Source organism: Paraglaciecola polaris LMG 21857, from assembly GCF_000315055.1.
Taxonomy (GTDB): domain Bacteria; phylum Pseudomonadota; class Gammaproteobacteria; order Enterobacterales; family Alteromonadaceae; genus Paraglaciecola; species Paraglaciecola polaris.
Window position 1 is genome coordinate 50,540 of sequence record NZ_BAER01000041.1, and the last position, 24,455, is coordinate 74,994.

The 24,455-nt window shown below is 44.9% G+C and carries 21 protein-coding genes and 1 pseudogene; 8 read left to right on the forward strand and 14 right to left on the reverse strand.

Annotation, left to right across the window (positions count from 1 at the left end):
* Positions 1-16: 16 nt before the first annotated feature.
* Entirely contained in the window at positions 17-352 is a 336-nt protein-coding gene (locus tag GPLA_RS07985) for a DUF3718 domain-containing protein (protein ID WP_007104355.1), read from the forward strand.
* An 85-nt stretch (positions 353-437) separates the two neighbouring features.
* Here the strand turns inward: GPLA_RS07985 and GPLA_RS07990 are convergent, their stop codons facing one another.
* Positions 438-1,001 (reverse strand): ECF-type sigma factor, encoded by a 564-nt coding sequence (locus GPLA_RS07990; RefSeq protein ID WP_007104356.1) that lies wholly within the window; start codon positions 999-1,001, stop codon positions 438-440.
* Between the two features lie 120 nt (positions 1,002-1,121).
* Between GPLA_RS07990 and GPLA_RS07995 the strand changes: the two genes are divergently transcribed.
* On the forward strand, positions 1,122-3,845 hold the full coding sequence (locus GPLA_RS07995) for a serine/threonine-protein kinase (protein WP_007104357.1): 2,724 nt from the start codon (positions 1,122-1,124) through the stop codon (positions 3,843-3,845).
* Between the two features lie 44 nt (positions 3,846-3,889).
* On the opposite strand, the gene GPLA_RS08000 is transcribed toward GPLA_RS07995, so the two are convergent.
* The 4 genes from GPLA_RS08000 to GPLA_RS22910 all read right to left on the reverse strand — a co-directional run bounded on the left by GPLA_RS08000 (position 3,890) and on the right by GPLA_RS22910 (position 9,307).
* On the reverse strand, positions 3,890-5,278 hold the full coding sequence (locus tag GPLA_RS08000; protein WP_007104358.1) for a hypothetical protein: 1,389 nt from the start codon (positions 5,276-5,278) through the stop codon (positions 3,890-3,892).
* A 106-nt stretch (positions 5,279-5,384) separates the two neighbouring features.
* Positions 5,385-6,257: an outer membrane lipoprotein-sorting protein gene (locus tag GPLA_RS08005; RefSeq protein ID WP_040514203.1), complete on the reverse strand. Its 873-nt coding sequence runs from the start codon at positions 6,255-6,257 to the stop codon at positions 5,385-5,387.
* Positions 6,257-8,596, reverse strand: coding sequence for an efflux RND transporter permease subunit (locus GPLA_RS08010; RefSeq protein ID WP_040514205.1), 2,340 nt, complete (start codon positions 8,594-8,596; stop codon positions 6,257-6,259). Before GPLA_RS08010 ends, GPLA_RS08005 begins: the two co-directional genes overlap by 1 nt.
* 279 nt (positions 8,597-8,875) lie before the next feature.
* Positions 8,876-9,307, reverse strand: coding sequence for a hypothetical protein (locus GPLA_RS22910; RefSeq protein ID WP_007104359.1), 432 nt, complete (start codon positions 9,305-9,307; stop codon positions 8,876-8,878).
* Between the two features lie 175 nt (positions 9,308-9,482).
* Here GPLA_RS22910 and GPLA_RS08020 point away from each other — a divergent pair, with 175 nt between their 5' ends.
* Complete coding sequence (locus tag GPLA_RS08020) at positions 9,483-10,247, forward strand: class II glutamine amidotransferase (RefSeq protein WP_007104360.1); 765 nt, start codon at positions 9,483-9,485, stop codon at positions 10,245-10,247.
* A 168-nt stretch (positions 10,248-10,415) separates the two neighbouring features.
* Positions 10,416-11,813: a DUF4397 domain-containing protein gene (locus tag GPLA_RS08025; RefSeq protein WP_040514207.1), complete on the forward strand. Its 1,398-nt coding sequence runs from the start codon at positions 10,416-10,418 to the stop codon at positions 11,811-11,813.
* Positions 11,814-11,901: 88 nt separating this feature from the next.
* Here GPLA_RS08025 and GPLA_RS08030 read toward each other — a convergent pair whose 3' ends face one another.
* The 5 genes from GPLA_RS08030 to GPLA_RS08050 form a co-directional block, all read right to left on the reverse strand.
* Positions 11,902-12,663 (reverse strand): SDR family oxidoreductase, encoded by a 762-nt coding sequence (locus tag GPLA_RS08030; RefSeq protein WP_007104362.1) that lies wholly within the window; start codon positions 12,661-12,663, stop codon positions 11,902-11,904.
* 98 nt (positions 12,664-12,761) lie between these two features.
* Positions 12,762-13,688 (reverse strand): 3-hydroxyisobutyrate dehydrogenase, encoded by a 927-nt coding sequence (gene mmsB / locus GPLA_RS08035; protein WP_007104363.1) that lies wholly within the window; start codon positions 13,686-13,688, stop codon positions 12,762-12,764.
* Between the two features lie 3 nt (positions 13,689-13,691).
* A complete protein-coding gene (locus GPLA_RS08040; RefSeq protein WP_007104364.1) occupies positions 13,692-14,822 on the reverse strand; it encodes an enoyl-CoA hydratase/isomerase family protein in 1,131 nt (376 codons plus the stop codon).
* A gap of 32 nt (positions 14,823-14,854) precedes the next feature.
* Positions 14,855-16,012, reverse strand: coding sequence for an acyl-CoA dehydrogenase family protein (locus GPLA_RS08045; RefSeq protein ID WP_007104365.1), 1,158 nt, complete (start codon positions 16,010-16,012; stop codon positions 14,855-14,857).
* 11 nt (positions 16,013-16,023) lie between these two features.
* A complete protein-coding gene (locus GPLA_RS08050; protein WP_007104366.1) occupies positions 16,024-17,514 on the reverse strand; it encodes a CoA-acylating methylmalonate-semialdehyde dehydrogenase in 1,491 nt (496 codons plus the stop codon).
* Positions 17,515-17,782: 268 nt separating this feature from the next.
* On the opposite strand from GPLA_RS08050, the gene GPLA_RS08055 reads away from it, so the two are divergent.
* Positions 17,783-19,405, forward strand: coding sequence for a response regulator (locus GPLA_RS08055; protein ID WP_007104367.1), 1,623 nt, complete (start codon positions 17,783-17,785; stop codon positions 19,403-19,405).
* A 7-nt stretch (positions 19,406-19,412) separates the two neighbouring features.
* On the opposite strand, the gene GPLA_RS08060 is transcribed toward GPLA_RS08055, so the two are convergent.
* Positions 19,413-20,279 (reverse strand): MBL fold metallo-hydrolase, encoded by an 867-nt coding sequence (locus GPLA_RS08060; protein ID WP_007104368.1) that lies wholly within the window; start codon positions 20,277-20,279, stop codon positions 19,413-19,415.
* Positions 20,280-20,365: 86 nt separating this feature from the next.
* On the opposite strand from GPLA_RS08060, the pseudogene GPLA_RS08065 reads away from it, so the two are divergent.
* Positions 20,366-21,099, forward strand: a pseudogene (locus GPLA_RS08065) (sulfite exporter TauE/SafE family protein).
* A gap of 10 nt (positions 21,100-21,109) precedes the next feature.
* Positions 21,110-21,514 (forward strand): rhodanese-like domain-containing protein, encoded by a 405-nt coding sequence (locus GPLA_RS08070; RefSeq protein ID WP_007104369.1) that lies wholly within the window; start codon positions 21,110-21,112, stop codon positions 21,512-21,514.
* A 41-nt stretch (positions 21,515-21,555) separates the two neighbouring features.
* On the opposite strand, the gene GPLA_RS08075 is transcribed toward GPLA_RS08070, so the two are convergent.
* A complete protein-coding gene (locus GPLA_RS08075) occupies positions 21,556-22,080 on the reverse strand; it encodes a hypothetical protein (protein WP_007104370.1) in 525 nt (174 codons plus the stop codon).
* Positions 22,081-22,395: 315 nt separating this feature from the next.
* Here GPLA_RS08075 and GPLA_RS08080 point away from each other — a divergent pair, with 315 nt between their 5' ends.
* Positions 22,396-22,938 (forward strand): acyloxyacyl hydrolase, encoded by a 543-nt coding sequence (locus tag GPLA_RS08080; RefSeq protein ID WP_007104372.1) that lies wholly within the window; start codon positions 22,396-22,398, stop codon positions 22,936-22,938.
* Between the two features lie 89 nt (positions 22,939-23,027).
* Here GPLA_RS08080 and GPLA_RS08085 read toward each other — a convergent pair whose 3' ends face one another.
* Both GPLA_RS08085 and GPLA_RS23165 read right to left on the reverse strand, forming a co-directional pair.
* Positions 23,028-24,248, reverse strand: a complete 1,221-nt coding sequence (locus GPLA_RS08085) for a dipeptidase (RefSeq protein WP_007104373.1) — start codon at positions 24,246-24,248, stop codon at positions 23,028-23,030.
* Positions 24,249-24,265: 17 nt separating this feature from the next.
* On the reverse strand, positions 24,266-24,412 hold the full coding sequence (locus tag GPLA_RS23165) for a TonB-dependent receptor (protein WP_007104374.1): 147 nt from the start codon (positions 24,410-24,412) through the stop codon (positions 24,266-24,268).
* Positions 24,413-24,455 lie beyond the last annotated feature (43 nt).

Here is a 24,455-nt window from a genome sequence, read left to right on the forward strand (position 1 = left end):
TTATAGGAAAACACTCATGAAAAAATTGACTAAAATCATCACCGCTGCCGCCCTTTCTTTTGCTGTTCTTGGTGCTGCTCACGCAGGTACTGAACTCGTTCCTGCCGATAATGAAGCTGGCAGCAAATTGTGCATCACGGCAACAACAGGAAACGTGTTCAAAATGCATAAAGCACTAAAAGAAAACAAATTAACCAAGCGTTATGTCACGGATAAAGTAACCTGTAACGGCCAGAATATAGTGGCTTTCATTGAGCAATATGGTGATAAATCAGCAAAAATGAATAACTTTCTAACGAACGGAAAGTATGGCGAAACACACAGTGTTATCGCCAGCGTGAACACACATTAATAAGCACGCAGCACGGTAAATAAATTTTACACACCAGAGCAAAAAATCCGCCTAGAGCGGATTTTTTGTGCCTAACATACGGCATTTAGCTCGCCATGCTCAATTCACGGTGCAACCACGCCTTACCAAATTGACCATCGCGCTCAATGGTCCTAGCCGACACCTCATAGAACTGGGCTATGTCTTGCACACTTGAGCCAGCAAAAAACTGTAATTCTAGGATCTCTGCTTTACGTTTATCTAGTTTTGCCAGTGCCGATAATGCGGCATCCAGTTCGATAACATCATGACTCTGAAATCCGCTAGCGACCTTCCAGTCAAGTAACGTCACATGACGTGCACCCGCACCGCGTTTCGCTGCGCACTGTGCCCTAGCATGATCGACTAAAATACGTCGCATCATAGTACTGGCCAATCGAAAAAAATGCGCTCGGTCAGAAAAATCTAATTGTATGCTCAACAAATCAACGAACACTTCATTAACCAATGCCGTAGCTTGCAGAGTATGGCCAGCCCTTTCTTGTGACATGTGCTTTTGCGCTCGTCTGTGCAATTCGGTATAGACCTGCTCGCTTAAATCAGAAAATGCTTGCTCACTACCGGACTGCCAAGCGTGTAGCAGCTCTGTGATGTTTGTGTCGTTTTTCATAACTTAATAATTCACTCACGAATAATAAATTTTTCCGGTAAACGCTATCATAATAATAGACTATTTTTTAAGCACAAATAACATATAGTTAATATAAGTGCGCCAAAGGAACAGAGCAAAATGACGAACGATGATTGGCAAGAAGTGCAACGGATTTTTCATCTGGCTGTGACGTTATCGGACACCCAAAGAGCCGCTTTTCTCAACATTAGCTGTCACAATGATCCAGCACTACGTCACGAAATTGAAACCCTTATCAAACACAGCACCTTGAGTGAGGAAATAGATTCCATTATCGATCACGCAGCCCATGCGGTGCTTTGTCAGCCTCAACAGAAAATCGGTGACATCGTTGACCGTTATCGCATTACGGGCGTGATAGGTCAGGGCGGCATGGGGGATATTTACCTAGCTGAACGGGCTGACGAACATTACACACAGCAAGTGGCCATAAAAATAAGCCGCAACATCTTAACCAACTCCGAATTAGCGGCCAGATTCAAAACGGAACGCCAGATACTGGCTAATTTGGAACACGCGAATATTGCGCGTTTGCTAGACGGTGGTACCACCTCATCAAACAAGCCTTATCTGGTGATGGAATATATAGAAGGCACACCAATTGATGAATATTGCCAGCAACATGCTCTTAATTTACGCCAGCGCCTGCACTTATTTCAAAAAGTATGTGACGCCGTGCAGTACGCTCATCAGCACTTGGTGATCCACTGTGATTTAAAACCCTCAAACATTTTAATCAGCCCCCAAGGTGAAGCAAAATTACTCGACTTTGGCATATCGACCCTACTCGATGCCCCCAATACATCAGAGGACGCTGACCATATTTCGCGTTTACTTACCTTGCATTATTCGAGTCCAGAACAGATATGCGGTGATACCTTGAGCACCCGCACGGACATTTACTCTTTAGGTGCCGTTTTGTATAAATTGCTCACATCGCGCTTACCTTTTGAGCATGTGGACAACAACATCACCAATGCCATTGTTAAGTTCACACCCGAGCCACCAAGCTTAATATTACGAGACAGTAAAGCACCTGTACCCAGGGATAAAACCACTCATTGGGCCATACAGGCCAAAGATGTTGCGGGTGATTTAGATGCCATTTTACTCAAAGCCTTGCACAACCGCGCTTCACAGCGTTATAAAGACGTTGGGCAATTTTCGAATGACATAGAGCGTTACCTTGGTCATTGGCCCATTGAGGCTCATCGCAACGCTTGGTATATCCGGGGTAAGAAATTTTTTCGACGTAATCGCCTTAGCAGTACCTTAACAGCGCTATTTTTAATCGCGGTATCAACCGGTAGTACCGCGATATTAATGCAGTCCCAGCGTATTGCACTTGAACGCGACATTGCTGAACAAGAACGAGGCAAAGCTGTCGCTATTACTGGTTTTTTACACAATATGTTTTTTGCCATCGAGCCTGATAAAGCCCAAGGAAAAGTCATTACCGTGCGCGAAATCCTCGATAAAGCCAGTGAAAACTTAGATCAGGGCACTGATCACGCTCTGCAAGAACAACCGCTTGTAGAGGCGGCAGTACGTCGTACTATAGGCGACATATATTTTAGAATTGGGGTCATTCTTCCCGCCATTGCACATCTGGAAAAGGCATTGCTCATACACAGGCAACAACAAGGCGATGACACCGAGCGATACCGCGTGCTAAGGGCCCTAGCTAATTCTTACAACCGGGCAGATAAGTTTGACCTCCAGCGCCCAGTGCTTGAAGAAGCCGTTTCGCTAGCCAAACACCTTTTTGGTGAAAAAAGCGAAAATACACTAGGTGTGATGTCTAACCTCGCTGGCCTATATAACGACACCGGTCATTCCCTCCTTGCGATTGACCTGCACAACGAAATCTACCGCAAGAGTCTATTAGCCTTGGGGGAAAGTAATATAGTCACCGTTCTTGCCATTACCAGTCTTGGAGCAGACTATTTTGCCCTAGGGGATTACCAAAAAGCCGAGCACTATTTCAGTCAAGGCTTAGCTGCTTGTACTGCAGCATTTGGTGAGAATCACCCATTAACCTTATATAACTTGGCCGGGGTGAGTTATGTACTGGAGCGTATGGGGTTTTATCAACGTGCATTAGCGCCCACAACCGAGCGCCTAAAACGTATTTCTCAAGTACTGGGTGAGCATCACCAAGATACACTGGATGCCAAATTAAGCAGGGGCCGGATATACGTAGGCCTTGGTCAATACCCGCCAGCGGAACAGCTATTTAATGAAATATTACTTGCCCTACCCGCCGTAACCGGTGACGAACACGGTTTGAGATACGAAACTGAGTTTGCATTAGCCAAATTGTACCTCAGGACAGAGCGGGCAAATCAAGCCGTTCAATTAGCCCAGCGGACCCTAACTAATGCCAACGAACTTTGGGGAGTATCCCACTATAAAGCCTTGCTTGGTGCACAAATACTGGCCGATGCTCTAACGATAAACAATCAAGCCCAAGACGCACTGATCCTGTATCAAAATATATTGGATGCTCGCCAGAAAAGTATCGACAAAGAACGGCTACAAAATAAATTACTGAGTGTGGATAATCTGCACATTAAGTACGTCGAGGCATATCAGGCCCATATTGGTTTAGCGAAAGCTTATTTACGTATCGATGAGCGGGCGTTGGGAGCGGAAAATTTGCGACACGCCATGCTGATATCAAAAGCGCACTCAGGCATGCCCCACCCCGAACTGCCGTGGATATTATCGTCTCTATTAAGCCATTACGAAGACATGGGAAACCAAGTGCAGGCCTCTGAAATTCGCCACAACCTTGCTGCGTTAGATGTTAAAGCGCGCTAGTTACAAGGCATTTCGATAGGTAATTTTGGGTGTATGACCACATGTTAAAACGTATAGGTAAATGAAGCCCACCAGCGTGAGGCATCTTTGAACTGGCCAAACTGGCCATTAGGATCGCCAAACAGCCAGTCGATTCCGCTTTGCAGCTTTATTCTATCGCTCCAGTCAAACGCGAAGGCTGGCCGTATTGCACCATCGCCTTGATTAACGCTGGCCAATAACTCGCTTTTAAACACTAGCCGAGCATTATAAAAACTGCGCTGGGCACGCAGCGTTAACAAGGTATCGGTTTGCGGCCGGACTAACGACAAATTATCTTTTTCTATGTAATCAACCACCAACTGTGTGTTAATAAACCAGTCATTTGGCGCTCGCCAATCCATTCCTACTCCGGTTAAAATTCGCTGACCGCGCGCTTGCGCCAACGGCACGCTTGCTAATATATTTAACGGTTGGTCAGGAATATACGCTAACTCTAGGCGCCAAACCGTGGCCCCTTGCGTGACATCATATGTAGCCCCAAATACGGTACGGCGCAGATAATCAAAGCTCACCCTTATCGGTTGATTGACCTTAAGCATGCTGTGCAATCCCAGAACCGGATCCGCATCAGGCCCGCGAAAAACCATCAGTGATACATCCCCATCACCCAATGAATGCGCCACTTTAAGCCCCGCTGTGCTGTGTGCCAGTGCATGGCTGCGCTCGGGGGTGACAATTTCAAAATTGTTTTTAATAACTTGCTCCCCAGCTTGATTTGACACATTTACATCATCTAAGGTTAAGCCTGCGGTAAAGCGGGTAGAGGTTAGAAAGAAGGCATCACCCATACGAGCTTGCTGTGAAGTGCTGCCATCAAGGGCCAAGGAGGTATCTATATGCCACCCGTCGACTTTTGTGCGCCAACGCACTCCCCAGCGCGCTATGCGTTCAGGGCGCATATCCGTCAGTACAAAGTCTCGACGACGCACAGGATCGAAACGATCTGTCACCTGTATTCCATCTAGTACTCCCCAAGGGGTCACTTGCTTCCCTATCACAACACTCGTCCCACGCTTACGCCACATAACGGATGCCCTAGCTAACTCAACCCGCGCTTTATTGTTATCAAAAATTGGCCGATTAAGAGAAGCGAAATTATCAACTCGGCCTAAACCTGTATTGTCACTCGCCAGCTGGGACAGCGTATCTATTTGTCCACTCCACTGGGAAGAAAATCTAAACTTATGTGCTGAAGACAAAGTCACTCGTGATAGATCCAAATCCCCGTTTTGTAGATTGACCCCGCTGCGATATTCCAATGATAAACGCCCAGATTGCAGTTTCACCTCAGCGTTCACTGGCAAAATACCCCATGACAGAAATAAACTCACTAAGCTGACAGCCCTCAAACAGTAACAAGCCCATTGATAGGTAAACAACATATTGCGCATAATGATCCCCTTATATTTTATCCTGCAGTAAATCAGTATTTACCCGCCCAACACGACTTGGATACCCTAACGTCAAAGCCCTTAATACATGCTCTAGCGATGCTCTCTAACGTCCAGCAATGCTTGGCACCCCATAGCCCAACTCATCAGCAGTTAAAATCTCCTCGGGTAAATCAGGGATATGTTGCACCTCGCTTAATATCACCTCTGTTTTGTGCGCCAGTTGAGAATTAGTCACCTCAAAATGTGTTGCGATCCAAGCTTCTGCGATCAATTCCAAGCCTTGTACTGAAATAATTTTGAGCGGTACGCCATCGGTATCTGAATATTCAATTTTCATCGGAAAGAACGTCAAAGGGTCAACTAAAGCAACAAAAGAAGAATATCCAAGCTCTTGTTTTTTATCGTTATTTATTGCAATTCCCTGTAGCCTATAATAGCTTTTATGCTCAATAACGAGTGCCTCCCCCATGCTAAAATTCCAATCATCTAACGCAAATTTAAAATTATCTTTAATATCACCGTACGTAAGGTCAGTACCCATGAAGTAATCGCCTTTACTCGATGCAGGTAACTTACGAACCCGATCAGTGGCAGGTAAATAGAGCCAGTTTTCATCACTACCCGAGACGTTGTCATAACTCAAAAAACCGGTGTTTTGCAGTGCTGCAGGAGCCGTAAAATAGATCCCTATTTTTGTACTGCCTTGGCGAGCTAAGTGCACAAATAAAGCAGAACGTTGTCTCACCCCACCCGTATCATTGTGTAAGGTAAAATGCATATTTCCAACGCGGCCTTCATTAGCTGCGCGATTAACGATGTTAATCGCCACATCCTGTGCGCTTAACACTGTATTGGCATGCACCGCAGCAGGTGAGGCGCCGATGAAAGCTATGACCAGTAGATAGCGAGCGATTGGAGCATAGCTTGTCAAAATGTTAACAAGTCTAGACTTATTATTTGTAGTCAATGTTTTCATTACACGCTTCCTCTTAGATTGATGACATAAGGCGTTGGCGCAAGCAAGGCATAACACGCGGGGATGACAACTATCGCGCCCACTAAACTGCCTATCGAAGCAGACGCGACCAAAGCACCGAACCATTGCAATGGCGGGGCAGAGCTCAGGCATATCATTGCCAATGCGACAGCCAAAGCAAGCGCTGAGAACACACAGGCTCGAGCAATAACAACATAGTGCCCACTAAACGCTGCCCTGGGACTTAACCCGCTATGTAAGGACTGACGAACACCCGAAATAAGATGGATTGCGAAATCCACGCCTAACCCGGTCGAAATAGCAGCGGTCATGGATGTCGCAGGCGCGATATCAATTTTAAGCAACCCCATCATGGCGTAGGTAAAAAGCACGCCCGTTAGAATAGGCACCAAACACAATAACGCTGGCCATAATGAACGAAACACGAGCGCGGCTGAGCAGAAAACAAAACTAATCGCGAGCCCAAGCCCAGTGAAGTGTGAAGACTCAAGTAACGCCATCCAGCCTGAATTCACTGCCACCCGACCACTGACTTTCGCTTCAAGCCCAGACTCTTGTGACCATTGCTTAGCTATTCTTTCAAATTCCGACACGACAGGATCTACGTCGCTAAAGCGATCCGTGGTGAGCTGGGTGCGGATAAGTGCATGTTGATATGAGAAATCTATTTCTTCTTTAAAATCCCCAGGGTTGCCCGCAGCTTCATACAAGAACATATATTGAGCCGGAGCATTTTTAGCCCTAGGCAACTCACCTGTTGGCGCATCCGTTAATACATGATGCATGAGCGCCAAATAGTCCGTGATAGAGGTGCTTTTCACCACTAACGGCTGCATTTTGATACGTTGCTGCAAATCCGCAATGGCATGCATTGCTTTCGGTGTCATTAAATCACCTTCTTGCTCCCCCGATACCACCACATCCAAAAAGTTAAGTCCTTGCAAATGCTTGTTCAAGGTAACATCTGCAATGCGGACCTCTTCATCTGGCTGAAAATAGCGTTGACGTTCATAATCAAAACGCGCTTGGGTTGCAAAATAGCTAAATATTGTAAGTACCAGTATCAAGCTTGAAGATGTCGTCCATGGATGATTAAACGCATTTTGGGTAAGACGATAAACCAAGGCATTGACTGGGCTGTCCTCGACAAATTGCGGCTGCTCTTTGGCCCCAAAATTAGTCAATAAAATCACCGCCGGCAATGCACTTAAACTTAATCCCCAAGCGGCAATGACGCCAACCCCAGCGAACCAGCCGAATTCCGCAATTGGCTGCATCGATGAACCCACAGCTAAACCAACAAAACCTGCGACTGTGGTAAGTGTGGTTAATGTTACCGGTAAGAAGGTTTGGTTTAACGTCTCGCGTAACAGCTCAGTGTTACTTTTGCCTTGGTTTAAACGGCATTTTTCTAAAAAAATCGTCGAAACATGCAGGCTATCAGCAATAGAGATAGCCATAATAATGACCGGTAATGCAGTGGTAATGAGGTAATAACGCGCATCTAACCAGCCCATTAAACCTACCGTCATCGCCGCAGATCCGCCAATGATCAGTAAAGGACCGGGTAAACCTCGCCATTCCCGCAGCGCGATGTAAATGATCAATAAAGCGGTAACTATGGCCATTGGAATGAAAATACGCGTATCTTGATTCACCATTTGTGCTAAGCGGCCGTTCATGGATGCCACACCTGTGACATGCACTTGTGCATTCGCTGGGACATGTGCTTTGCCGATAGCCAGTACTTGCTCATACGTCTGTGTCGCGTGATTAGCATCACTAACCGGTATAATTAACGTGACTGTGTCACCGTTCTTTGATGCCAGTAAGCCATTCATCATTGGCATACTGCGCACTCTGGCTAACCCCCCAACTGCCATGTCAGCCGTGACCTCGCCCTTGGTGATAATTGGTTCAACCAGTAAATCCCCCTGTTCACCACGCATTGCGCTTTCAGTGAGTACGCTGATTAAGCCATTCTTCTTAACGTTGTCCAGCTCTCGGACTTTGCCTTGAATGAGCCTAAGTGCATTCATAACATCAGGTGTAAACGCCGAGTAACCGTTGTCAGCGACTATACCCAGTACAATCGGATCTTCAATTCCAAAGAGCTCACTCGCTCTGTCTCTGGCTAACGCAGCTGGATGGTCGCTAGGAACAAAAGCATCCACGGATGGATCTTTTTTGACATTTTTAAGTCCAGCACCCATGACTACAATCACCGACAATGCGATCATCAATAGCCATTTCGGATGTTGAACCACAAGATTAAAATAGCGCTCTTTTAGGGGGATTTTTTCCATTTTAGTTATCATGATTGCTGTCCTTTTTAAGGCGAGGTATCACTTATTCCAAACAGCTCATTACCTCAACCTAGCTGCTAATTGAAGACCGTTATGTCTCTTTTCTTTGTGGCGAATGTTGCGCTAATCACAGTGAACATAAATACGACTTATCTTCTCTTCTTGATTGAGAAAAAAAGGACTTACGGCACCGCCCCCTTCTTCTCATTTTTATAAAGCGTATTTCCCATGAGAAAACCGCCAAACTATTTCAATTTTTTTAAATAATCGTTTTCCGATAACTGCAATCACTTACAAGTGATAACGCTGGCTCATACAAATACGTGGCTTAGGTTGGCGAAAATACTGCTGAAAATAACGCCGTTCAAGGGCACGATAGACCACGAATAAGCCGAGAAAAATACAACTACCAAGCCAAACTAATGGCAAATTCTGAACAGCTGAACGCATGTTTATACGCTGATCGGCACTCAATAATCTTGCAGCTGATTGTTTATCACTAATGGGTTTCGATGCTCGTGCCTTAGTCGGCAACTGAGTTAATATGTTCTGCTCTGTTACTTCATTCTGGGCGGAATAAAGCAGTACTGATGCCTCTGTATGACTAAATTGCCATGCATCCTTGTGAGCAATTGCAGGGTAAAAAGGCAATAGAACACACAGTGCTAAAACAATACGGCTGGCTAGGGTAAAACGTTGACGAAAGTACGTTGATGAAGACATGTCACACTCCTGTTATTTAACTCTCACCTCACATAAGCGCAATTGAGTGCCCTACACCGCCAAAAATATTACTGTATTGAAAAATATCGGATTACTGAGTTTTTTTAGGTTTCCCCATCAATCTAAGAAGGCAATCAGGGTATAATCGTGAAATCAGCAATATGCGGGGTAAAATATGTGTGAGTTATTGGGAATGTCGGCCAACGTGCCAACCGATATTTGCTTTAGTTTCAAAGGACTGCGCGAACGCGGCGGTCGAGTTGGCCCTCATAAAGATGGATGGGGCGTGGCCTTTTATGAACAAAAAGGCGTGTGTATTTTCAAAGATCCTCAACCCAGTTATGAATCTGAAATCGCTCGATTGGTTTCTGATTACCCCATAAAAAGTAATGCTGTTATCGCCCATGTTCGTCAAGCAAACCGAGGGCGCATCGGCATGGAAAATACGCACCCTTTCAGCCGTGAGTTATGGGGCAGAAATTGGACTTACGCCCACAATGGCCAATTAAGTGGTTATGCTGATCTTCCCATAGACAGGTTCACTCCCGTCGGCACCACTGACAGCGAGCGTGCTTTCTGTTACTTAATGAGTGCTCTGGACAACCGATTCCCCAATCGTCCTAGTAGACGCATTTCTGCTTTTAACTTTTTGCAAAAAGAAGCTAAAAAACTCAATAAGTTGGGTGTATTCAATATGCTCATAACAGATGGTGAGTACTTACTTGCTTTTTGTTCAACTAAATTACAATGGATCACCCGCCGGGCGCCATTTGGTAAAGCGCATCTGTCTGATATCGATGTTGATATCGATTTTTCGACAGAAACTACACCTAATGACATAGTGACAGTCATTGCCACTGAGCCTCTCACCGGCAATGAACGTTGGCACAAGATGCTCCCCGGCGAAGGGCAAGTATTTCGCTTTGGTGAGCCTTTATAATTCATTGTTAACCTTGTAGTACTGACAAAAGAGCAAATATTCTTTGCTCTTTTGTGCGATATTTCTGCTGCGGTTTTTTACACAACTTTTACCCTAGCCAGCAAACATTCTCTTCAAGTTTCAGTCAAAATAGGCCTACTTTCATTCTATTTTAGTAATCCAGTATTTATGTTTCACAGAAAAACTAAAAAAATATTCCCCAGTATCATTATTAGCCTAATGACATTGAGTTTATCCGCATGCAATCTAAGTAGTAGCAGTGACTCTGACGCTAAAGGATATTATCAGTTCGTCAATCTCGTTCCGCAATCCCCCGCTATTGAAGTATTAATCGAAGACGAACCGTTAGATGAATTAGAGTACGGTGACGCCAGCGCGATTGATTATGTCAGTAAGGGAAGTTACGACTTGGAGTTCAATCAAATATTACCAAATTCACAGAACGACGAATTTACCAGTAGCGACAGCGTTAACGTATCAAAGAACAAAATCAGTACATACGTCATGTATGGCGATACCGACGCCCCCTCATCTATCACATTTCAAACTGATATTTCAGATTTATTCGATGACGATTTCGATGAAGACTATGATGCCATTATTCAGTTCGCCAACTTAGCTGACTCAAACACTGATATTGATGTGTACCTGTTGGCAGAAGGTGAAGACCTTTTAAATAAAGTAGCGGATGTCACTTTGGCATACAGTGATGACAGCGACGAAGTCGAAGTGGAGAAAGGTGTATACAAGATCATAATGACTGAGTCAGGTACAGACACCATATTGGCTTCAACCGACAGCATTACTATTTCAACAGGGGACGCCACAATTTTTGCATTAACCGGTTACCTTGTTGCGGGTTCAGATGAGTTAGTTAACGCGATAGTCCAAATTGAAACAGATGGCGCTCGATTACTTACCAATGAAACACAGTCTGCCAATGTACGTTTTACTCACGGCATATCCAACGCTAATTACCTCGATGTGTATTTAACTGGGACAGATGTCGATGCTACATTAATAGCCAGCACGTTAGAATTCGGCGCCATATCGGATATGTTTAATATCGATATTGATAATCTTGACGAAGGAGATACACGATATTTTTATTTAGTCGACAACGAGACAAGTGAAAAAATTGATACCTTCACCTTAGACCTTCAGCCCAGTAGCAGATTATTAGTACTCACCTCAGGCGATAACGCTTCGAGCATCACAGTAAATGACAATGAAGAGGATCTACGTGTCATTAGCACCCACGCTAAATTACTTATAAACCATAGTATTGACGATATAAAGAGTAACGCCATTGAGGTAGTCATCGTCAGTGATGGTGGTAACCCTGACTCATATACTCCACAGGTGGAGCTGAGTTATATGAGCAACGAGCAATATGAATTGGAAAGTGGCGACTATGATATTTATATATATAACGCATCAAGTGGCGAATTGATTATTGAAACGTATTTGCGCGGTGTTGATGCAGGCGATGTCATTAACCTTATTGCTACCGACTACGCGTATGGCGGTTCCCCATATCAATTGCAAACCTATTTTAACTACTAATATATAGGGGGCAATGAGCCCCCATTTTCGCCATGGCGATATACACATGGACTTGATACTTTTGAACCGTTTTTATGGGACGAAAACCTTAGACCCGTGTACCACCATCTAATTCTATCGTACGTCCCGTGAAGTAGTCATTTTCAAAGATGTATTTCGCTGTGTGAGCCAATTCTTCAACTTCTGCTAAGCGGCGCATAGGTACAGTATTTAAAAATGCTTCACGCATCTCGGGACGCATTTGCGCCGCCATGGCAGTTTCAACCAAACCTGGTGCAATACAACCGGTACGAATACCATAGCGAGCTAACTCTTTACCCCAAGATACTGTCATGGTGGCCACTGCCGCTTTAGACGCTGAGTAATTAGTTTGCCCTATGTTGCCAGCGCGAGAAACAGAGGAAATATTGATGATCACGCCCTCACTTTTGCTTTCAATCATCTGTTTGGCTGCTTCGCGGCCGCATAGAAAAGTACCGGTGACGTTGACATCGAGTACAGATTGAAACTGCTCTTTTGACATTTTACTGACGACTTTGCCGTCTTTGACTTTAAGCAACATGCCATCGCGCATGATACCGGCACTATTAATCAATCCGTTTAATTGACCAAACTCCATAGCTATGTCCGCAAACGCTACCTCTACTTCAGCTTCGTTAGTGACATTCACTACGTAATATTCTGCTTTAATACCTAGGTTACGCAGCTCTTTGGCAGCTTGCTCTAACGGCTCCTGTTGCATATCGATAAGTGCAACACTTGCTCCTTGTTGCGCAAATTCTTGTGCCATGGCTCGGCCTAAACCTTGCGCCGCTCCTGTGATCGCGATAACGCTACCTGTTAACTGCATAATTGTACTTCCTTAATCTTCAATAATTGAATTCTTTGGATCCTAAGTGATGTGCTTTGGCCCTTCATCACCTTCTGGTCGTTTTCCGTCATAACGGGCTAAATTTTAGGTTTTTGCGCCGAGAAAAGTTCAAAGATACTGGAGAAATCTCGCTGACCGTTACCCTGCATACTGTGCATATTGTACAAATTTTGCGCCATCGCTCCCATTGGGGTACTGGAATGACTCTTCAGTGCGGTGTCTAAGGCTAAACCTAAGTCTTTGCGCATCAAATCCACCATAAAACCACCTTTATAGTCATTCGATGAAGGCACATTTGGCATCACATCTGGGCATGGGTTGTATAACTCCAAAGTCCAGTTTCTACCTGAGCTTTGCAGCATAATGTCTGACATCACCTTAGGGTCAAGTCCATTATCAATCGCCATTTGCAAGGCCTCTGAGGTACCGAGCATTAACACAGATAACAGCATGTTATTGCAAATTTTAGCGATCTGTCCCGCGCCATTTTGGCCGGCATGAAAAATATTTTTTCCCATGGCTTGCAGCACAGGTAAAGCACTTTGATAGGCCGCCTCTTCACCACCCACGATAAAGGTCAATGTCCCTGCGGCAGCACCTGCTGTGCCACCAGAAACGGGCGCGTCGAGAAAACGTATGCCTTTTTCACTTAACGCTGTACCCACAGCGATTGACGTGGCGGCATCAATCGTACTCGAATCAATAACCAGAGTATTTTTCCCTAGTACATCCATAAGCCCTGCTGTCGCGCGCTCACTATCTCCTAAGTATAGGCTTTGCACATGCTTACCTGCTGGCAGCATAGATATCACAATATCCGCACCATCCACAGCATCAATAGCACTGTTTGCCGCCGTGGCACCTTGACTCTTTAGCTCCGCGACAGCACCAGGGACGAGGTCAAACACCTTAACCTTCGCTTGCGCTTTTAGCAGATTGGCGGCCATCGGCCCGCCCATATTGCCCAAGCCGATAAACGCGATAGTATAATTTAATAATGACATGATTTACTCCTTACCTAAGTGACGAAGCGGATGCGTATTGTCTTGCCAAGGGCTATCAAAAAACCACTGCATGGTTTCGTTTGGCACGCTATCAATTGTCGCGTAACGCCATTTAGGTTGATGATCTTTATCCACCAGCAAGGCACGTACGCCTTCTTGAAACTCACCAAATTCACCGCAGCGACATGACATGATCAATTCCATCTCAAAGCATTGGGCCAAGGTCAAATTGCGCCCATTTTGCAATTGTTTGAACACCAAACTTGCACTGATAGGCGAGCCCGCTTGCAAGGTCTTTTGTGCTTTATCAAGCCATTTATCATCATCTGCGTTTAACGCCAGTATCCGCTTCGCAACCCCAGCAGCAGTGGTTTCACTCGCAAGAGCACTAAGGTCATCTTGTAGTGCTTGTACCTTACTCTGGGGCAGTAGATCTTGCTGCTGTTGATGTAAATCCGCACAAAGTACGCTTAATTGATCATCGTTTGCAGCTCGATCTTGACTCCAAGGCAAGTCTTCAAGACGGGTTAACCACTGGTTTTTTAAATCGTTGGGAATGAAATAATCAGCCATATTAACGTATAGGGCATCCGCCGCATTCATACTGGCCCCAGTCATACCTAAAAACACCCCACAACCTGGGGGCATGTGGTTTAGAAACCAGCTTCCGCCTACATCAGGGTATAAACCAATATTGATTTCTGGCATTGCCAAACGCGAGGTATCTGTGACAATTCGATGACTCCCGCCGTTCATCAAGCCCATACCCCCACCCATTACAATTCCTGCTCCCCACACCACAAAAGGTTTAGCGTAAGTGTGAATAAGGAAATCCAGTTGATATTCCTCGCTAAAAAAGGTCTGTAATGAGGCGGGCATGGTTTTAGGATTACTCGCCATAGCGTTATGCATAGCGACAACGTCCCCCCCGGCGCACAATCCTTTTTCGCCGGCACCATCAAGGATCACCATACAAATATCAGCGCTTTGCTGCCAAGCTAAAAGCTGTGGCATCAAGACTTGGATCATGTCCATATTCAGTGCATTTAACGCACTCGGTCGATTAAGGGTTGCATGACCTATCTTCATGCCATTTTTAGTGGTCCGTTCTTGAAAAATAACGCAATCAGACACAATCTTCTCCTATCGTTTGGCGACTAAACACCTTATAAAATATCACCCGCATCGTCAGCTAATAAACGTCGCCCGACTATCATGCGCATAATTTCATTGGTACCTTCGAGTATTTGATGAACACGCACGTCTCGAACATGGCGTTCTAACGGATATTCTTGAATGTAACCGTAACCACCGTGAATTTGTAAAGCTTGATTACACACTTCAAATCCAATATCCGTCGCAAACCGCTTCGCCATGGCGCAATAAGCACTGCGTTCAGGATCTTGATTATCTAATTTAAAGGCCGCGAGGCGCACCATTTGTCGCGCAGCCACAAGTTCTGTAGCCATATCAGCCAGTTTGAATTGCAATGCTTGAAAAGCAGCCAAAGGTTTGCCAAATTGGGTACGCTCTTTCATATAAGCAGTGGCCGTGTTTAACGCTTGCTGGGCGGTACCGATAGAACAAGTGGCTATATTTACCCGTCCACCATCTAAACCTTGCATCGCAAAACTAAAACCTTGGCCTTCTTCACCGAGTAAGTTAATTTTCGAAATGCGTACATTATCGAACGTAATCAAACGAGTAGGCTGAGCGTTCCAGCCCATTTTTTCTTCGGCTTTACCGTAAATCACACCTTGTGCGTCAGCTGGCACTAAAAACGCTGAAATCCCTTTAGGGCCATCTCCGCCCGTGCGTGCCATCACCACCAGCACTTCGGTTTCTCCGGCACCAGAGATAAACATCTTAGAACCGTTTAATACGTATTCGTCGCCATCTACTTTTGCACTTGTGCGCAAAGCCGCCGCGTCGGAACCCGATCCCGGCTCAGTTAAGCAATAAGATGCCAGCAACTTGCCAGTGACTAAATCAGGACACCATTTTGCTTTTAATTCCGGTTTACCCCACTTGGCGATCATCCAGGTCGCCATGTTATGGATCGTCATCATTGCAGTAGTCGCGGTACAGCCCATGGAAAGCTGTTCAAAAATAATGGATGAGTCTAAACGGCTTAAGCCTAAGCCACCGTCTTCTTCACTGGTGTACAGGCCACAAAACCCGAGTTCGCCAGCTTGCTGGATCACATCTTTCGGAAAGTGATGCTCTTTATCCCACTTAGCGGCATTCGGTGCCAAAGCCTGCTTGGCAAATTGGCGAGCCGTATCGGCAAAAGCTTGTTGGTCTTCAGTCAAATCAAAGTTCATAGTTCGCTCACTTACTTTAAGTTGATGGTCATATTAGGGCCAGTTGGTATGTCGTTTTCAAACCAACGTGCCGTCACCGTTTTGGTTTCTGAATAAAAACGAACCGCTTGTTTGCCATAGGCATGTAAGTCACCGTAGAAAGAATTTTTCCACCCTGTGAATGAGAAGAATGGCAATGGCACAGGGATCGGCACATTAATACCCACCTGACCGACTTCTATTTCATGCTGATATTTACGTGCAGCCGCGCCGCTGGCAGTGAATATCGAAGTACCGTTGCCAAATGGGTTACGGTTTACCAGTGCAATCGCTTCTTCTAGGGTATCGACCACCATACAGCACAGCACAGGACCGAATATTTCTTGTTGATATATTTGCATCGCTTCGGTGACGTCACTAAACACAGTCGGTCCGACCCAGTTGCCTGTTTCGTAGCCTTTCAATGTAAAATCACTACCATCGACTAAGCAGGTCGCCCCTTCATCTTTGCCTTGCTGAATAAGCGATAACACTCGGGCTTTAGCTTGCGGGCTGATAAGCGGCCCATAGGCAGCATCTTCATCATCCCACAAACCAGGTTTTACCTGACCTATCATGGTTGCGAGCTCTTCAACCCACTCTCCAGCATCACCTACGAACACAGCAACCGAAATAGCCATACATCGCTGACCAGCTGCGCCCACAGACGCACCGACCAAATTATTTAGCACTTGCTGCTTATTCGCATCAGGCATAATGACGGAGTGGTTTTTAGCACCCGCAAAGCACTGAGCACGCTTCATATTATCGGTGGCCGTTTTATATACATGCTGTCCCACAGGGACAGAACCCACAAAAGACACCGCGCGCACATCGTCATGATTAAGCAGTTTATTGACTTGATCTTTACCACCGTGAATAACATTTAACACGCCTTTGGGCGCACCTGCTTCAATGAACAGTTCAGCCAAACGTGTAGGTGTTAGCGGATCTTGTTCAGACGGTTTGAGAATAAACGTATTGCCACATGCCACGGCCATAGGAAACATCCACAAGGGGATCATCGCCGGGAAATTAAACGGGGTGATACCCAAACACACACCCAAAGGCTGAATATAACTGTAGGTATCTATGCCCCGGGCGACGTTTTCAGCTGTCTCCCCCATCATCATAGCCGGCACGTTCATGGCTTGCTCAACCACTTCTATACCACGCCACACATCACCTTTAGCATCGGCCAGAGTTTTCCCTGTTTCACTGCTTAAAATAGTGGCAATTTCGTCATGATGTTCTTTAAGTAATTGCTGATACCGCATCATTACTCGGGCGCGCTCAGAGACAGGCACTTCACGCCAAGTAATAAAAGCCTCTTTGGCACTAGCGACGGCCGCGTCGACTTCAGCATCGCTGGCCACAGGTGCTTTAGCGATGACAGTATTGTTTGCAGGATTAGTCACGTCGATAAATTGCTGTGACTCAGATGAAATAAACTCACCGTTGATAAGTAAAGGTACGTGTTGCATAAATAGCCCTAATAAAAGTGCTTTGATTTTAACGGCAAACCAAAACTGTTAACGAAGTGTTAGCAAGATTATCAAACAACTTACCTTTACGTTAACGTTAGTTCAAATATTTATTCTACAAAGTGACAACTTCTGTATACATGTTTGTTAGATTTCAGCACACTAAGCCTATATGCCCAGTGCTAATAAAATATGATTACTATCGATTTTTCAGTTGCTATGCTTTTGATTATGAAACAAAAATACACACGACTAACTAAGGTAAGCCATGTCTCTTAGCAATATTAAAGTTGCCATTGTGGAAGATAACGGCATGGCACGTATTAATTTACGCAACCATTTGATGGGAATGGGCTTTAGCGAAATAGGCTGCTTCAGTAATGGCCGGGAATTAAAAGCTCACGCCAAACTGCGCCGTGTCGATTTGTTGCTAATGGATTATCATTTAGGCCAGAACAAGAATGGCGTAGAAGTGGTACAAGAGCTACAAGAGCAAGGCTTACTGAAGAACTCCACCAGCATTATCTTTATTACCTCAGATCGTCTACCCATGATAGTCGGGCAAATTGTCGATGTTCACCCCGACGCGTTGGTCATCAAGCCATACACCATTCGAAGCATAGAAAAGAACATTTCAGCCTGTCTGAATTTTCATCATTATCTTATGCCGGTATTTAAACTAATGGACAACGACGAATTCACTCCCGCTCTGGATCATTTACATTACATGCTTGAGCGTAACAGCCGCCCCCGCATGCGCAGCCAAATGGTCAAGTTACAAGCCCGTTTGTTGATCAAAGTTAAGCGCTTTAAAGAAGCAGCTAGCGTATATAGCGATGTTTTACGTGGCTCAGACAAGATCATTTGGGCAAAATGGGGTTTAATTCAAAGTTTGTACTTAGACGGTCAAATACAGCAAAGCGAAGATATGTTGTTGGAGCTGACTAACACTCAACTCACCAGTGACAAGGCCAGAGAGTGGTTGGCGCGTATTTGTATCGGCAACAATCATTATGCCCAAGCAGAAGATCACATAAACAATATTCGCGAGGGGGAAATGTCCGTTTCCGCCGCACGTTTGAAAGCCTATATATTTCAAGCACAAGAACGCAATAGCGAAGCCATTCAGTTACTTGAAAAAAAGCGTGAGTCAAATCGTGGGATCCGTGAACGTTTTGACGAATTATCCCTCGATTTAGCGCGCTGCTATTTACAAGAAGCAGAAGGGAAAAATGCCAACGAACGAGACAAAACCCTGCAAGTAGCCAAATTTTTAATCGGTTCTGCTGGGCGCAAGAACCTCGACCAGAAACTGGTAATCAAAAGGGATTTTTTATATGCCGCAGCAGCGGTGATGGCTGGCAACCTCGACAAAGCATCAGAAATATTGCATCGAGAAGGCATGGACGACATGGACAGCAGTGACATAATGCAAATGACCGATGCAATTTCCGCTTGGAAAGGTATTGGAAATGACGTAAAAGCCAGTGAAATACTGGCCATGTGTAAAGCACGTTTAGAACAAATTGAAGATGGCAACGAAGCAACCGTTGCCAATATGATAGTGGTGAAGCGCGAAGAGACCATCGGCGAGCGCAGGCCTGAAGCCATGAGTCTGAACAAGACCGGCTTAGAACATTATGTAAAACACGATTATCAAAAAGCCACACAAGACTTTTATCAAGCCTATTTACTCTTCCCTCGGGAGGTCGCTTTTAGCTTAAATTTACTGCAAAGCTTAGTCGAATCAGGTGAGGCAAAATATCAAAGCCTTAATACGGCTCAATTTTTAAAAGAACTTTCTCGTCGCCAAATGACCCCCAATAATCTTAAACGGCTAGAGGAAATAGGCAAAAAAGTAGAAAGAGCACCCAGTAAATTTCCTTTATAACCACCAGTTAATGGGTGTTATCCGTTAACGGAATTTTAATATACCGCATACCGTTACTCTCAGGCTCTGGTAATACGCCTGATTGCAAGTTCACCTGCAAGGAGGGGTACAATAATTTGGGCACCGCAAGGGTTTTATCCCGAGTGTTTCGTAATGCCACATATTGCGCTTTGTCCATTTGGGAGTTTACATGAATATTTGACGAACGACTCTCACCTACTGTCGTCTGATAACGCAACTCGCGGCCTTGGGGCTGATAATCATGGCAGACCCAAATTTTGTAATGTGCAGGTAATTGATGAATACGACTGATGCTATCCCACAATAAACCTGCGTCTCCCCCTGGAAAATCGCATCGTGCGGTTCCACCGTCGGGCATAAATAAGGTATCTCCGACAAACACATTATCTTCAATGATGTAACTTAAACTATCACTGGTATGCCCCGGTGTGCTCATACACGTTAATGAGGCTGAGCCAAACGCCAAAGATTCCCCTTCTTTTAATAATCGGTCAAATGCTTGATATAAATCAGTTGTCAGTCCACCAAGGTTAAATACGTTTGCAAAACGACCTTCAACAGCTTTAATTCCTTCACCGATAACCGTTTGAACTGATGTTTTAGAGCGTAAATAGTTAGCGGCACTTAGATGATCGGCATGGGCGTGAGTATCTAAAATCCAATCTAACTGCAATTCGTTATCTTGTAAAAAGGCTAATTGTTTATTTGCAAACTGCGCACCAACCTCTCCTGATGAAAGGTCGAAATCTAACACACTGTCAATTATGACAGCATGCTTGTATTCACTATCTACCACTATGTAACTAATGGTCCCCGTGCCTTCATGAAAAAAACCTTTAACGTGAACTGCCATAATTAACTCCTTGCTTATTAATACACAAATATCGTATATTGCAAATATACGATATTAATTAAAGTATGTACAAGTTTATGTATCTAATGTTGCTAGTAAGCGCTGGTTTAATTGGCCTTAGCTTAGGGCTGCTCGGTGCCGGTGGCTCGATATTAACCGTTCCCGCGCTAACTCTATTCCTAGGTCTGGATGAGAAAAGTGCCATAACCAGCTCAATGATTATAATCGGTATGATTGCCGCTGTCGGCAGTATAAGAGCTTATCGAAACGGCGCTCTGGACAAACGCATAATTACCAGTTTTGGCATTGTGAGTTTACCATTTGCAGCGTTAGGGGCGCGGCTAGGCATATGGATGCCGCCGGGCAGTCAAACTGTCCTACTTGTTGCGATTATGGCTGTTGTTGCGTTAAAAATGCTTGCCGATAAACCGCCTGTACCTGGTAAATCACCAAGTAGTTGGGCGCTGCTAAGTGCAGCAGCAACGGTGGGACTTATCACGGGGTCGTGGGTGTTGGTGGTGGTTTCTTAATCGTACCTGCTCTGGTTATTTTTGCCGGAGCAAATATGCAAAGTGCGGTATCAAATAGTTTACTTCTAATCGTAATTAACTCGGCCACCGCTTTTGCCTCTATTGCGCTTAGTGAACAATCTCCTGAATTAAACTGGCTGATTATTTTAACGATGACCGGTGTAGGTGCTGCATCTGTTTTGGCGGGGCAATCAATATCTTCACGCCTTGATCAACATAAACTCAAACGTGGATTTTCCATTCTTATCGTAGTCGTTGCTATTTGGCTGCTAGCGAACTTATTTTATTGAGGTAATGACAATGCAAAACAAAGTAATAGATTATACGCAGTATATTGATCAAGTCAGGCAGACCATTAAAGAAGTAACGTGCGAAGAATACGTAAAAATGCCGGAAAAATATCCTATATTAGTCGATGTACGCGAAGCCGATGAATGCCAGTCAGGTGTTCTGCCTGGGGCACTCCTCATACCTCGTGGCCTGCTTGAAGCCAAACTGAGTGGTTTGGCCATATGTGCGAATAAAGCTGATCCTACCGCGCGGCTAGCCCAGCAAAATATATTGCTTTACTGCCGTTCAGGGGCGCGCTCGGCACTAGCGGCAGAATCATTGTTACATATGGGGTTTAAACAGGTATCGTCACTAGCGGGAGGCACACTGAGATGGCGCGAGCTCGGCTATGAGTTGTCGAGCGACGATAACTAACATAAACGGATTGAAATACGCTGCAAAATTAGGCAAAAACATTAGTGTATAGCACAGGGAAACAGCTTAATGATACCGCTTTCTCCTGCCCAATCACCTACCATCCAGATTTGTTCAAACGGATGAGTCGGCGGCACATCAATCTTATCGCGCAGAGCTTCGATTTGTGCCCTGTCCCATGCGGGATGCGCATTACGAATAACCAACCACACTCGCTGTGAGCGATACTGCTTTTGAGATTTATTGGCAAGTATGCGATTTAACGCTTTTAGCAATCGTTCGTCAGGTTGGGTCACGATATCGAGGTTACGTAACTCTAAACAGGTACCTTCATTGAGATCACGTCCGAGGATCTGTTTTGCTTCCAGCTCAGTACCGTATAAATGCGCAATTTCCATATCTAGCCGTTTACCTTCTAGCCGGCATGATACATCTGGCTTACTCGGGCGATTGTGCCAAAGATGTCGAATTTCGAGCCCGCTATCATGTTCATAAGCCGCCATAAAAATTTTTGCAGCCTGATGTTCAAGTGCCATTTTCTCCTGTTCGCTACTACTGAGTTTCATCAACTACCCCCTCCTGTTTATCAAGCGAGTCCATCAGGCCGCATACACATTCACGTCTACCCAAAACCACAAATCAATACGCCGACGCACAGCGCCAAACCATGCCCTCACCAGCAATGTAAAGATAATGTTTAGGGCGTAAACAAATATAACCAAAAATACAATTATTTGTTTATTAAAATCGCAAAAGCTATTAAAACACCAAACAGTTCGATACAACCGAACGGTAAAGTCTATTTAATGACAAAATAAAGCCAATAAATAGTAAAAGAGTCCATGTATAGTAACCGCACATTCACTTATAGAGACACACACATGCGCACTTTATTGATTATTATTGCCCTGTTGGGCAGCTACTTTATTACACCAACCGCACAAGCGGCAAAACAAGGTATCGCCGTCGATTACCTGCTCGGGTCGGACGACATACAAGGGGTCAGATTGGCCTATCGACCTTACGCCACACAACTGACTGAAATTAAATGGTTGGGAAATTTAGATGTGTACTGGGAAGTCAGTGTTAATTTTTGGGAAGTCGGCGCACAAAATCGCCACGAAACCAATTATGCCATGGCCATTTCACCGGTATTTTCTAAGCAGTTCGCCACCATAGCCAATAAGTACCCTCTTAGATGGGAGTTTGGTATAGGTGTATCCCTAGTCGATGACACCCGTTTTGCAGGTAAAGATATTGGTTCGCATTACCAATTTGAAGACCGCTTTGGCCTAGCCACTGACTTTGGAGACAACATGAATCAGTCCATAGCACTACGTTATATGCACTATTCAAACGGTGGTTTAAACGACCGCAATCCAGGGGTGGATTTTTTGAACGTTTCCTATGCTGTTTATTTCTAATTGTTGCGGTTAAGCGATATGCGCAATTTTCACGCACTCGCCCTATGTACACACAAGGGCGAGTGTTTATTCATTACGCAGATTTAAATTTATTGCTTCGCTTTTAAGCTAACCGCGTAGTCCTGCGCTTGTTGTAACACCCGTAATGCGTTACCTGCCCAGATATTCGCTAAATCTTTTTTACTGTAGCCCTCATCTAATAATCGCTGGGTGATCATCGGCAAATTAACCACATCCATCATACCATCGACCCCACCGCCGCCATCCCAATCCGCACCAATACCCACATGCTCAGGCCCAACCACGTTCAAGACGTGTAAAAAGTGTTGCATATACACATCGAAAGAGGCTTTTACCCCTGGATGCTCATGTTCAATCTCACGACGCTTCTGTAAAATAATTTCCCGCTCGCTACCGTTTTTCACCAGCGCCATTAAGCCTTTAAAGGCCTCTTTACGCTCAGGATCAGCAGGCAACGCTGCGAGATATTCGCTGTACGCATTCATTTGAATCACCCCACCGGAGGCAGCGAGCGTTTTAAGCAGTGCATCATCAACATTACGCGGGTGGTCATAGATGGCTTTACTGCCCGTGTGAGACAGAATAATAGGCGTTTTCGACAGGCGGATCATGCCTTTGACCGTTTCATCATGAGCATGTGAACCGTCTAATACAATACCGAGCCGATTCGCCTCAACGACGAGTTTTTCACCTAAAGGGGATAAACCGTCCCACTTAGTGCCATCAGGATCCGTTGAACTATCACCAAACTGGTTATTTTTAAAATGCACTGGTCCCACCATGCGTAAACCAAACTTATAGAAGGTATCAAGTAAGCTGATATCCGTACCCAGTGGATATGCGTTTTCCATACTCATATAGACGATGTGTTTAGCGCTCTTTTTTATCTCACTCGCTTCGCTTGCTTCAGTGGCAAAGGTAAACACGTCTGGATGCGCGGTAACCATAGTGCGAATAGCTAATGCCCGTAATAACGCTGTATCACGGCTTTGCTCGTAACCTTCTTTAGTCAATGGACCTTGAGGGCTGTAAATAGCCCAAAAACCACCATCTAATGCCCCCTCTTGCATGCGAGGTACATCGACCTGTGAAAAATCGTGACCATAAGAATGACGTTCTAAAATATCAAAGCCAGGCACGACTAAATTTGCAGGTGTATCTAGGTGCGAGTCCAGGGTGACAAGCTCCCGCTGTATGCTGGTTGCTTCTTCTAAAGTAACCGCACTAGCTGACTGCCAGACTAATAACCCCAGAGCAACAGAGGCGAACTTGTTATTCAGTTTATACATATGTTTTCCCATATTATTTAAAACGCCACCGTTAAGGAAGCTTGGAAATTACGCGGACTAAGTGGACGATAAAACGCCGAGTCGACAAAAGCGAATGACAACACTTCTTTATCAAAAAGGTTATCCACATTGAAACGCAAACTCACATTTTCAGGCATGACCAAAAGGATTTATACCACCTAAATCAACATATGCACTGACTACGGT